This is a genomic window from Streptomyces sp. NPDC057963, from assembly GCF_042887155.1.
Taxonomy (GTDB): Bacteria; Actinomycetota; Actinomycetes; order Streptomycetales; family Streptomycetaceae; genus Streptomyces.
This window is the reverse complement of the sequence record NZ_JBHVPX010000010.1, coordinates 332979-345607: the sequence shown is the minus strand read 5'-3', so window position 1 is coordinate 345607 and position 12629 is coordinate 332979. Positions and strand designations below refer to the sequence as shown.

Annotated in this window: 2 protein-coding genes; both read right to left on the bottom strand. The window is 72.6% G+C overall.

Annotated elements, in window-relative coordinates:
- Positions 1–49: 49 nt before the first annotated feature.
- The gene (locus ACFVT1_RS24600) at positions 50–1750 is read right to left on the bottom strand and encodes an ABC transporter ATP-binding protein (protein WP_389799071.1); all 1701 of its coding nucleotides are present in this window, start codon (positions 1748–1750) and stop codon (positions 50–52) included.
- The gene (locus ACFVT1_RS24595) at positions 1737–12617 is read right to left on the bottom strand and encodes an amino acid adenylation domain-containing protein (protein WP_389799068.1); all 10881 of its coding nucleotides are present in this window, start codon (positions 12615–12617) and stop codon (positions 1737–1739) included. Before ACFVT1_RS24595 ends, ACFVT1_RS24600 begins: the two co-directional genes overlap by 14 nt.
- Between the last annotated feature and the right edge of the window lie 12 nt (positions 12618–12629).

Sequence of the window (12629 nt, the reverse complement as noted above, 5' to 3'; positions counted from 1 at the left end):
GGTTTCCGGGGGACGTGTTCGGGCACGCCCCCCGGAACCGCTCGGCGCTTCACCGGGCCACGGCCAGGCAGTAGTCCGCGTTGCCGGCGAGGAGGTTGCGATGGGTGTCCTCGGCGGTGATGACGCCGCCGTCCAGGACGAGAACACGGTCGGCGGCGTCCAGGAGGGCCGGGCTGCTGGTAATCACGACCGTGGTGCGGCCGCGGCGCAGCTTCGCGACATTGCGTGCGACGAGCTGCTCGGTGACCGCGTCGACGGCCGTCGTCGGGTCGTGCAGGACCAGCACCTCGGTGTCGGCGGCCAGAGCGCGGGCCAGGGACAGCCGCTGCCGCTGCCCCCCGGACAGGTTCGCCCCCCGGTCCCGGACCGCGTAGTCGAGCCCGTCGCGGTGGAGGGCGACGACATCGGTCAGCATGGACGCCTCGACGGCCTCGGGAACCATCCGGCCGGTGCCCGACGGGTCGATGTTCGTGCGGAGGCTGCCCGCGAAGATCTCCCCGTCGTACGGATTCACCAGCAGGTGCGCGCGGACCGCCTCGATCGACAGGTCCGCGATCGCCTGCCCGCTGACCCGCACCACTCCCTCGTACGCATCGGGCGCGACGTTCACCGCGAGGACCGACGCGAGGTCGGCCGCCGCGCGCGGCTGATAGACGGCGATCGCCACGAACTCGCCGGCACGCACCTTGAACTTCAGTTCGCGCAGGGACCCGTACCGGACGCGGTCGACGTCGAGGTCTCCGCCCGCGGCCGGACGCTGCGGCCCCGGGGTCGTCACCGGCGGCGCGGAGAGCACCAGCGCCATCCGCTCGGCCGACGCGCGCGCCATCATCACGTACTTGGGCATCTCCGAGAACATCTTGAGCGGTTCGATGATGAACTGCGCGAGGCCCACGGCCATGACCAGTTCACCGATGGTGATCCGGCCGCCGAACGCCAGCCATCCCGCCGTCAGGGACACGGCGGCGGCGAGGACCGCGTTGAGGGCCAGTGCGGTGCCCGCGTAGGTGCCGTTCACCCTGGCGACGGTGATCGCCTGGCGCTTCGCGTCCGTGCTGACCTTCCGGTAGGACCGGAACGCCGCGTGGTTGCCGCCGAAGCCGTGCAGCGGGCGCAGGCCGATGATCAGGTCGGCGACCTTCGCTCCCGCCCGCGCCACCCGGGCCTGCTGTTCGCGGGTACTGGCGCCGATCCGCTTGGACATCACGGCCAGGATCGACAGGATCGCGACGGTCCCCACGATCACCAGCAGACCGAGCCGGATGTCGGCCAGGGCCAGTGCGACGGCCGCGACCACCACCGCGACCAGGGAGCTGATCAGCAGCGGCACCACCTCGATGATGTCGGCGGTCTGGTCGGCGTCCTCGGTGGCGATAGTCAGCACCTCGCCCGATTTCAGGTCGACGTCCCTGGCCACCGGCTGGAGCCCGCAGGCGGCCACCCGCACCCGCCAGCGGTGCGCCTCGGTCGTGTTGGCCTTCTGCAGGACGCGCATCCCGAACCGCCACGACAGCGACACCGTCGTGATGATCACGGCCAGCGCGCCGATGGACAGGCCGAGCGCGCCCAGGCTCCGGTCCTGCATCGTGTGTTCGACGATCAGGCCGAGCGCGATGGGGAAGGCCGTCTCCCCCGCCTGGTACAGGCCCATGAGGACGGTGCCCCAGAACATGGCGCCGACGTTGCGGCGCAGTGCGGTCCGCAGGATGTCCGACCCCGGGCGGGGCCGCTGCGTGTCAGGAGTCTTCATCAAGGTGGCGGGCAATCGCTTCCGGGGTTCGCAAGGTGAACAGATCACGGATCGTGATCACAGGACCGTACTCCCGGCGGAGCAGCCCGATCAGCCGCACCGCCAGCATGGAGTGCCCTCCGAGGGACACGAAGTCGCTCACCGCGCTCACCTCGTCGTCGTCCAGGTCCAGTGCCTCGGCGAAGAACTCGCACACCGCGGTCTCGGTCCCGGTCTCCGGGCCGCGTTCTCCCGCCGTGGTCAGCGCGCCGAGCGGCCTGGCCTCCGGCAGCGCCCTGGTGTCGGCCTTCCCGTTCACGGTCAGCGGGATGCTGTCGACCTGGGCGAAATGCGTCGGGCGCAGGAAGTCGGGCAGCCCGGCGCCCACCTCGCCGGCGACCTGCGCCACGTCGGAGTCCTCCAGCACGAGATAGGCGGCCAGCCGGTACGCGCCGTCGACCTGCGGGTCCGGCTGGGCGACCGCGGCGGCGAAACGCACCGCCGGGTGTGCCGCGAACACCGCCTCGACCTCGCCCAACTCGACCCGGTGCCCGCGGATCTTGACCTGCTGGTCGGTGCGGCCCAGGTACGTCAGGTTCCCGTCGGGCCGGCGGACCACGAGGTCGCCGGTGCGGTACATGCGCTCGCCGGGTCCGCCGAACGGGCACGCGACGAAGCGGTGCGCGGTCTGGGCGCTCTGCCCGAGATAGCCGCGAGCGATGCCGATGCCCGAGACGTACAGCTCGCCGGGAACTCCGTCGGGCAGGGGCCGCAGCCACGGATCCAGCACGTACACCTCGGTGTTGTCGATGGCCACGCCCACCACCGGGTCCTGGCATTCGAAGGTGCCGACGCCGAGGGTGTTGATGGTGTACTCGGTGGGCCCGTACAGGTTGTAGCCGACCGTCTCCTCGGTCTCGGCGAGCCGCCGCCACAGCGTCGGGGTGACGGCCTCGCCGCCCAGCAGCACCAGCGCCGGCCGCCGTGCGGGGTTGTCGAGCAGTCCCTCGGCCACCAGCTGCTGCGCGTAGGTCGGGGTCACATTGATGACGTCGATCCCGTGCTCACCGCAGTACTCGACCAGGCGGGGGGCGTCGCGGCGCAGTTCCTCGTCGCAGATGTGGACCTCGTGGCCGTCGGCGAGCCACAGCAGCTCCTCCCACGACATGTCGAACGCGAACGACACCGTGTGCGCGATCTTGAAGACCCGGTGGCCGTGCTCGGCGAGGACCGGCTCGAAGATCCGCCGCTGATGGTTGATCAGCATGTTGGTGAGCCCGGCGTACTCGGTCACCACACCCTTCGGCTTCCCGGTCGACCCGGAGGTGTAGATCGTGTACGCGGGGTGGCGCAGGCGGTCCGGGTCGTCCGGTGCGAACGTCACGTACGGATCGGCCCCGGGCAGGGGCCGGTCCAGCTCGATCAGGTCTCCGTAGAGCCGGGGCGACACGGCGCTCACGGTGAGGATCACCTCGGGCCGGGCGTCCGCGACGATGGTCGCGATCCGCTCGTCCGGGTGGTCCAGTTCCAGCGGTACGTACGCGGCGCCGACGCGCAGCACCGCGAACAGCGCCACGATCGAGTCGAGGGAGCGCGGGATCGCCAGACCCACCGTCGTCTCGGGGCCGATGCCCCGCCGGGCGAGCACACCCGCCACCGCGCGGCTGCGGTCCCGGAGTTGGGCGAAGGTCATGGCCGAGCCGTGGGCGACGAGCGCGACCCGCTGCGGATCACGGTCCGCCGCCCGGTCGAAGCGGTCGACGACGGTGTCCGTGCCGACGTCGGTGCGTCCGGCCGGTTCGGGGGCCGGGCCGAGTCCCGGCAGTGCGCCCACCCGCCCAGTCGATCGGGCCAGGTCCTCCAGCATGCGGAGGTAGTCGTCGAGGAGACGGCGGGCGCCCCCGGGGTCGCCGTCGCGGTGCTCCAGCTTGACCGTGAGCCGGTCGCCGGGCGTGACGACCCAGGTGAACGGGTAGTGCGTGGAGTCGTCGGCCCGCACCGAGGTGATGCCGTGCCTGGCGTTCATCTCGGCGAACGCGTCCAGGTCCAGGAAGTTCTGGAGCACGAACAGGTTGTCGAACAGGGTGCCGTGCCCGCCGGCCCGCTGGATCTCGCCGAGGCCCAGGTGCTCGTGCTCCATCGCCTCGACCCGGGCCGCCTGGACGGCCGACAGGTACGCGCCGACCGTGTCGCCGGGCCGTGCCCGGGTCCACATGGGCACCGTGTTGAGCAGCACGCCGACGATGCCGGAGTGGCCCTCGCCCTCCCGGCCCGAGACGGTCACGCCGAACACGGCGTCACCGCGGCCCGTGCGGGCACCGAGAAGGAGGCCGAACGCACCGGTCAGCACCGTGTTCAGGGTGACGCCGTGCACCCTGGCCGCGTCCCGCAGCAGCTGTGACAGTTCGGCGGAGAACGTGTGCGTGATCGCGCGCGGCAGGCCGTCCGAGAGGGACGGAGCCGGTCCGGCGAGCAGCGTCGGGCCCGGCAGGCCGGCCAGGTGCTCCGCCCAGAAGCGGTTCGACACCTCGGGGTCCCTGGCGTCGAGCATCCGGGCGTAGTCCTCGAAGCCCGGCACGGCCGGAACCGCGACCGGCGGCTCGCCCGCCACGACGGCCTCGTACGCCTCGAACAGGTCCCGCAGCACGATCTCGCGGGACCAGCCGTCCCAGAGCAGCAGGTGGTAGCTGAGCAGCAGGCCGTCCCGGGCGTCGGGCAGCCGCACCACGGTCAGCCGGATCAGCGGCGGTTCGCCCGGGTCGAATCCCGACTCGCGGTCCCGGGTGCGCAGCTCCTCGACCTCCGCGTCGGTCGTCGCGGCGATCGTACGGACGTCGACCCGCCGGCCCGCCTTGAGGACCTGTACGGGGTTTCCGTCGTCGTCGGTGGTGAAGCCGGCGCCCACGACCGGGTGGCGCGCGATCACGTGGGCCATCGCCTCGGCCAGCGCGTCGGTGTCCAGGCGCCGGTCGAAGGTGAACCAGCTCTGCGCGACGTAGTGTCCGGCCGCGCCCGCCATCTGGGCCTGGAAGAACAGGCCCCGCTGGAGAGGGGTGACCGGTGCCGTGCGCTCGGCCGTCGCGGAGGCGTCCGCGATGTGCTCCAGTGCGGTGTGCCAGTGCTCGGTGATCTCGTCGGGTATGCCCTCGGCGAGGGTGAAGGCCGCGTGCAGGCTTCCGGTGGCGTCGTCGGTCCACGCGTTGACCTCGACGGCGTACGGGCTGCCCTGATCGCCGCCGGTGAGGTGCAGCGCCTGGGACTCGCCGCCCCGGCCGAGGTAGTTGAACAGCACCTGCGGGCGGGCGTTCAGCAGCGGGGCCGTCTGCGGGTTGAGGTACCTGAGCCTGCCGTAGGCGACGTGCCCGCACTCGTCCGGCTGGCGTTCGGCGACCTCGCGCGCCGCCGCGACGGGGTCGGTGTGCGCCGTGAGCCGCACCGGTGCAACGGCGGTGAACCAGCCGACGGTACGGGAGTAGTCGTGGTGTTCGAGGGCCGGGACCCGGCCGTGCCGCTCCAGTTCGATCGCGAGATCGGTGGGCGTGGGCTGGATGCGGGTCAGTGCGGTGCGCAGCGCGCCGCACAGCAGCTCGGTGAGACCCACGCCGAGTGCGGCGGGCGCCCTGCGCGTCACGCGGTCGCTCGCCTCGGGCGCGAGCACGACCGTGGTCTCGCGCAGAGCCTGGACCGCGGGCAGCAGCACGGGGGCTCGGAGCGTGGTGACCCAGGGTCCGGGGTCGTCGGTCCCCCGGGCGGACCGGGCCGCCAGTGCTTCGGCGTACTCGCCGTAGGACGTGGTCGGCGGGGCCAGGGCCGCCCCGCTCATGGCGGTGGCCAGGTCGTCGAGGAGGACCAGCCAGGACACCGCGTCGACGGCGAGGTGGTGCACGGTGACCACCAGGGTGCGGCTCGCCTCCAGCCAGGAGAACGCGATGACGTCTCCCGACTCGGGGTCGAGCCGTCCGGCGGCCTCGTTCGCCGCGGCCGTCGCATCGGAAGCGTCCGCCGGCAGGACGGTGACCTCGCGGGCGGGTTCGGTGCGCAGGGCCCACACGCCGTGCTCGATGCGCAGCCGCAACCGGAGGGCCGGGTGTGCGGCCACGACGGCGTTCGCGGCGCGCCGGGCGTCGGCAAGGCCGGTGCCCTCGGCTGCCACCAGCGTCCTGGCCTGGGCGAACCGGGCGAGCGACCCGCCCAGTTCGCGCTGGCGCAGGATGATCGGTGTCGCCGGGAGCGGGCCGTCCTCGCGGCGGGACGGTGCGGACGCCGCGGACTGCGGGGTGTGCGTGGCCAGATGGTCGGCGAGCGCGCGCGGTGTCTTCCACAGGAACACGTCCCGGGGGGCGAGCGGCAGGCCGAGCGCCCTGGCCCGGTTGATCACGGTGATGGAGACGATGCTGTCGCCTCCGGCGCCGAAGAAATCGGTGTCGGCATCCACCGCGGCGCCGGGCAGCGTCCGGGCGAAGATGTCGACCAGTGCGGTGAGCGCGGAGTCGTGCGCGGCCACCGGGGTCTCGTCCTGTGCGGCTCGCTCGGTCAGGGCCGTGCGGTCCAGCTTGCCGTTGACCGTCAGCGGCAGGGAGTCGACCGGCACCACCCGGCCCGGCACCATGTGCACGGGCAGCTTGGCGGACAGCAGGACGGTGAAGTCACCGGGCACCCGGCCCACGACATGCGCGACGAGGTGGTCGCCGCCGTCCGCCACGGTGACGGCCGCATCGACGACGCCGTCGAGTTCCCTGACCGCGGACTCCACTTCGCCGAGCTCGACGCGGAAGCCCTTGAGCTGCACCTGGTCGTCGGCACGGCCGGCGAACTCCAGCTCGCCGTCGAGCGTGCGGCGGGCGAGGTCGCCCGTGTGGTACATGCGGGAGCCGTCGGCCGCGAACGGGTTCGCCACGAACCGGCCCGCGGTGAGCCCCGGCCGTCCCAGGTAGCCGAGCGACACCTGGTCCCCGGCGACGTAGATGGCGCCCACCCGGCCCGGCGGCACCGGCCGGAGCCGGTCGTCGAGCAGGTGGGTCACCAGGCCGGGAAGGGGACCGCCGATCGGGCTGACGTCGTCGCCGGGGCCGAAGTCCTCGTCGGTCAGCACGCGGTGGGTGACGTGGACGGTGGTCTCGGTGATGCCGTACATGTTGACCAGCTCGGGCGCAGCGGTGCCGTGCCGCTCGACCCAGCCGCGCAGCCGCCCGAGGTCCAGCGCCTCGCCTCCGAAGACGATCCGGCGCAGCGTCGTGACCGGTTCACCGGCATGCCGGTCGGCCTCGATGAACTGGTAGAACGCGGACGGGGTCTGGTTGAGCACCGTCACCGCGTGCTCGCGGACCAGCCGGTGGAAGTCGACCGGGGAGCGGGTCAGCGCGTACTCCGGCACCAGCAGTTCGCCGCCGTGCGCCAGCGCGCCCCACAGCTCCCAGACCGCGAAGTCGAAGGAGAAGGAGTGGAACTGGACCCATACGTCGTGCGGGCCGAAGTCCATGCCGGGCCGGGTGTTCGCGAGGAGCGTCACCACGCTGGAGTGCGGGACGACGACGCCCTTGGGCCGACCGGTCGAGCCGGACGTGTAGATGACGTACGCGGGATCGTCCCGGCAGGCATCGGGCCCGGTGGTGTCCTGCGGCAGCTCGTCCCCCTGGACGAGCACGCGGGCCCGCACGCCTGCTCGGACCAGCAGCCGGGTGAAGCGGTCCTGCTGCTCACGGTCCACCAGTACGACCTGCGGGGCGGCGTCGGCGAGGATGTACTCCAGCCGTTCGTCCGGGTACGCCAGGTCCAGCGGTACGTACGCGCCGCCCGCGGTGACGGCCGCGACCAGGGCGACGACCTGCTCGACGGAGCGCGGGACGGCGACGGCGACCCTCTTGCCCGGCCCGGCACCGGCCGCGCGCAGGGCCGAGGCCAGTTCGTTCTTGGCGTCCGCCAGTTCACCGTAGGTCAGTGACCGGGTGGTGCCGTCGAGGGCGCACTGGGTGACGGCGGTGGCTGCCGGGTCGCGGTCCGCGGCGGCGTCGAACAGGTCGCCCAGGGTCGCCGGGGACGTCCCCGCCGGGCTCCGGCCGGCCTCGGGGGCCGGCTCGTCGACCGGGGCGTCCGGCCGGTCGAGCAGGCCGGTGAGGGTCCGGGTGAAGGTGCGCAGGACCGCCTCGGCACTCTCCCGGCGCAGCAGTTCCCCGTCGTAGATCAGATTGAAGCGCGGACGGCCGTCGCGTGCGCGCTCCACCACCAGCGTCAACGGGTAGTGCGGGGCGCCCTCGTTGACGATGCCGGTGATGACCAGCGCGTCGCCGGGCCCGCGCAGTGCGTCCGCATCGGTCGCGACGTCGAACACCACCAGGGTGTCGAACAGGGGGCCGGCGCCTGCCTGACGGCCGATCCGCGCCAGCGAGACGTGCTGGTGCGCCAGCACCGTGCTCTGGTGTTCCCTCACCGAGGCGAGCAGGTCGCGCGCCGTGGTGGCGGCGGTCCACCGGGCGCGCACGGGGATCGTGTTGATGAACAGGCCCACCATGTCTTCGATGCCGGGCACCTCGGCGTCGCGCCCGGACACCGTGGAGCCGAACACGACGTCCCCGCTGCGCAGGATGCCGCCCAGTGTCACCGCCCACGCGCTGTGCACGGCCACGCTCAGGGGCACACCGGCCGACCGGGCGGCCGCGTCGATGTCGTCGGCGGGCTCGACGGCGGTGTCGGCGAACCGTTCGGAGGGGGTGTGCCCCTCGGCCACCAGCGAGGGGCCGGGCAGACCGGCGAGTTCCTCGCGCCACACCCGGTCGCTCTCGTCGTGGTCGCGTCCGGCGAGCCAGCTCACGTAGTCGCGGTAGCCGCCGAGCGGGTACGCGGTCCCCGGCGCGTGGTACTCGGCCAGCAGCGCCCGGAGCATCGGCGGCACCGACCAGCCGTCGGCGATGATGTGGTGCACGGTCTGCACCAGGACGTTGCGGCCGGAGCCGGCGCGGATGAGTGTGTACCGCATCAACGGCCCGGTGGCCAGGTCGAAACCGGCGCGGCGGTCCCGCTCGGCGTGGGCGCGGATCTCGTCGTCGGTGAGGCCGGGGCGGTCCAGCGTGGTGAAGGGCGCCGCCACGCCGCTCTCGACGACGGAGACGACACGGCCGTCGGCGAGGGCCGTGAACCGGGCGGCCAGGTTGGGGTACAGCGTGAGCAGCCGGGTGGCCGCCGCGGCGAGCCGGTCGGCGTCCACCTCGCCGTCCAGCGTCAGGAGTTGCTGCTCGACGTAGCTGCCCGTCGCGTCGTCGTCGAAGACCGAGTGGAAGTACAGGCCCTCCTGCAAGGGGGTCAGCGGCAGGATGTCGCGCAGCGCCGGGCCGTCCAGGCCGTCGACATCGGCCTGGGTGAGCGCCACCAGGGGGAAGTCGCTGGGCGAGTGGCCGCCTTCTTCGAGCGCGGCCAGGGCGGCCAGGGCGGCCCGGAAGTACCGGCCGAGGGTTGCGATGTCCTCGTCGGTGAACATCCCCTCGGGCCAGGAGATGGTGGTGACCAGCTCGTACGCGCCGCTCGCGTCGGGTTCGGCGATCGCGTTGAACTCCAGGGCGCGCGGCATGCGCATCCGCGGGTCGCGCCTCTCGCCCAACTGCCCCGTGGTGCCCGCGAGCTGCCAGTCTCCGGCGGCGCCCGCGTCGAATCGGCCCAGGTAGTTGAACAGCACCTGCGGTGCGGGCTCGGTCGGCCCGGTGTCGGTCAGATACCGCAGGGCACCGTAGGAGACGCCGTTGCCCGGCACCCCGGCGAGGTCCTCCTTGACCGCCTTGAGGGCGGCGGCGAGGTACGCGGGGGCGGTGAAGTCGGCCGCCGCGCCGGGATCCACGGTCACCGGGAACAGGGTGGTGAACCAGCCCACGGTCCGCGACAGTTCCGGCTCGAAGCCGACCGCGTCCGCCACGAATTCCCCCTCGCGGCCGTGTCCTTCGAGTTCGATGCGGGCGAACGTCTGATCCTGCCCGCGGTCGCGGCGCCACCGGGCAAGGGTGACGGCGAGCGCGGTCAGCAGCACGTCGTTGACGCCCGCGTGGAACTTCGCGGGAATCCCGCCCAGCAGTGCGGCCGTGTCCCCGGGCCCGAGGGAGACGGTCTGCGTCCGCTCCCGGGCGACCGTGTCGGCGTCGGTCGGTGCACGCCTGCCCAGCGGTGCGTCCGCTCCCGGCAGGGGGCGCCGGAAGCAGCTGCGGTCCACGTCGGATGCCGCGCGTTGCAGCAACTGCGTCCAGCGCCTGAACGACGTGCCCACCGGGGGCAGTTCGATCGGCGCGCCGGAGGCGAACCGGCGCCATGCCGTGGCCAGGTCGTCCATCAGGATCCGCCAGGACACACCGTCGATCACGACGTGGTGGGCGACCAGGACCAGTTGCCGCGCCTCACGGCGCCACACGGCGCGCAGCATCACACCGCCCGCCGGGTCGAGCCCGTCGGTGGCGAGCGCGACACACTCCGCCGGCGGGCGGTCGCTCTCCTGCCACCCCACGACGGCCTGGCCCGACTCGGGGATGTCGAAGCCCCAGCGGTCGCCGCGCACCAGCCTGGCGCGCAGCATGTCGTGCCGTCCGAGCACGGCGGCGAGGATCTCGTCGAGGGCGTCGGCGGTCAGCTCCGCCGGCGTGTTGAGTACGACCGACTGCACGAAGCCGTCGATCGCGTCCGTGGTCTCACCGAGCCACTGCACGATGGGCGATCCCACCACGGAACCGGTCGCGACGTCGCCGTGGTCCGCGGCGGAGACGTCCTCGCGGCTCGCCACCGCGGCCAGTGCCCCGAGAACGCTGTGGGTGAAGATCTGCCGTGCGGTGACGTAGAGGCCCGCATCCCGCAGTGCGCTCAGCAGTGAGATCGCCAGGATGCTGTCCCCGCCGAGCTGGAAGAAGTCCTGGTCGACACCGGCCTGCTCCAGCCGCAGCACCGCCGCGACGGCCGCGCACACCGCCCGCTCGTCGTCGGTGGCGGGCGCCACGGCGGAGCCGGCGGCGATCACGGGCTCCGGCAGGGCACCCCGGTCGAGCTTGCCGTTCGCGGTGAGCGGGAACTCTTCCATGACGACGAGGTGGGCGGGCACCATGTACTCCACCAGGTGCAGGGCGGCCCACGCCTTGACCTCGTCCGCCTGCAGGTCCTCGTGGCCGGCGGCCGGGATCACGTACCCCACCAGGTAGGTGCCGCCCGCCGTGTTCTTCTTCGCGACGACGCAGGTGTGCCGCACCCCGGGGTGCTCCGCGAGGCCGGCCTCGACATCCTCGATCTCCAGCCGCATGCCGCGGATCTTGATCTGGTTGTCGGCGCGGCCGAGGAAGTCCAGCGACCCGTCCGGGGCGAAACGCGCCAGGTCGCCGGTCCGGTACAGCCGGGACCCGTCCCCGGCGAAAGGATTCGCCACGAACCGGGACGCCGTCAGGCCGGGCGCGTTGACGTACCCGCGCCCCAGGAGGAGCCCTCCCGCGTACAGTTCGCCGCCGACCCCGACCGGGACCGGGCGCAGTTCGTCGTCCAGCACGTACAGCTGGGTGTTGGGGTTGGCCTTGCCGATCGACGTCGACAGGCGTTCGGCCGCACCCCGGTAGATGACGTGGGAGACGCCGATGGTCGTCTCGGCCGGGCCGTAGCCGTGGTACAGGGGGATGTCGAGCCGGGTGCGGAACCGCTCGTACAGCTCCGGGGTCAGCACCTCGCCGCCGCACCACACGTGCCGCAGGCTGTCGAGGCCGCCGGAGTCGCCCGCGATCTCCAGCAGTACGTCCAGCATGGACGACACCAGGTAGGTGAAGGTGACGCGCTGCTCGGCGATCACGCTCAGCAGGTGGTGCGGGTCGCGCTCGCCGCCGGGCCGCAGGATCACCAGTCTGCCGCCGGACACCAGCGGCAGGAAGATCTCGTTGATGGAGATGTCGAAGGACAACGGCGCCTTGAACAGCGACGCGTCGTCGTGGCCGAAGTCCAGGATCTCACCGGCCTGCCACAGCAGGCGCTCGCTGATCGCCTCGTGCCGGATCATGGCGCCCTTGGGCCGTCCGGTCGAACCGGACGTGAAGATCACGTATGCCAGGGCCGTGCCGGGGACGGGGGCCTCGGGCGTCTCGACGGGGTGGGCACCGAACCTCCAGTCGCCGAGGTCGACGGCCACGGCGTCCGGTTCACCCGCTCCGCGCTCACCCGAGTCGTTGAGCTGCAGCACGACCCGGGCGTCCTCGATGACGACGGCCCGTCGCGCGGCGGGCCACTGCGGATCGAGCGGCACGAACGCGCACTTCGCCTGGAGCACGGCGAGGAGCCCGATCACCATCTCGGCGGAGCGGCCCAGCGAGATGCCGACGACCTGTTCGGAGGTGAGACCGCGTTCGATCAGATGATGGGCCAACTGGCCGGCGCATTCGGCCGCCTCACGGTAGGTCAGCGACCGGTGCTCGTCGACGACGGCGACGGCGTCCGGCCTGGTGCGCGCCTGCTCACGGAACATCTCCATGACGGTCGGGCGGGCCCGGTCGGCCCGGGTGTCGTTCCACTCGGCCAGGGTTTCGATCCTGGCCGCCGTGCTGGACGGGCCGATGGTGCCGATGGGCCGGTCCGGGAAGTCGGCCAGGTCGTCCAGTGCGAGCTGCGCGTCGGCCGGGCCGACGCCGTCGGGGACGGTGATGCTCCGGCCGTCCGCGCCGACCTCCCAACCTCCGCTCCCGGCACCGCCGTTGCCGACCCGTCCGAGGACATCGGCGAACAGGGTGCCGGGGGTGAGGTCCAGGCCGTCGGGGCTGTGGCCGCTCGCCCAGTACGAGAGCCCGATGGCGCACGCTTCGGCGATGGTCCGGTCGCCGTAGTCGCCGGTGCGCCTGCGTACGTCGGCCAGGCGGGTGGGAGAAAGCAGTACGCGAGGAGCGCTCGGTTCCATCATCGAAGACTCAGC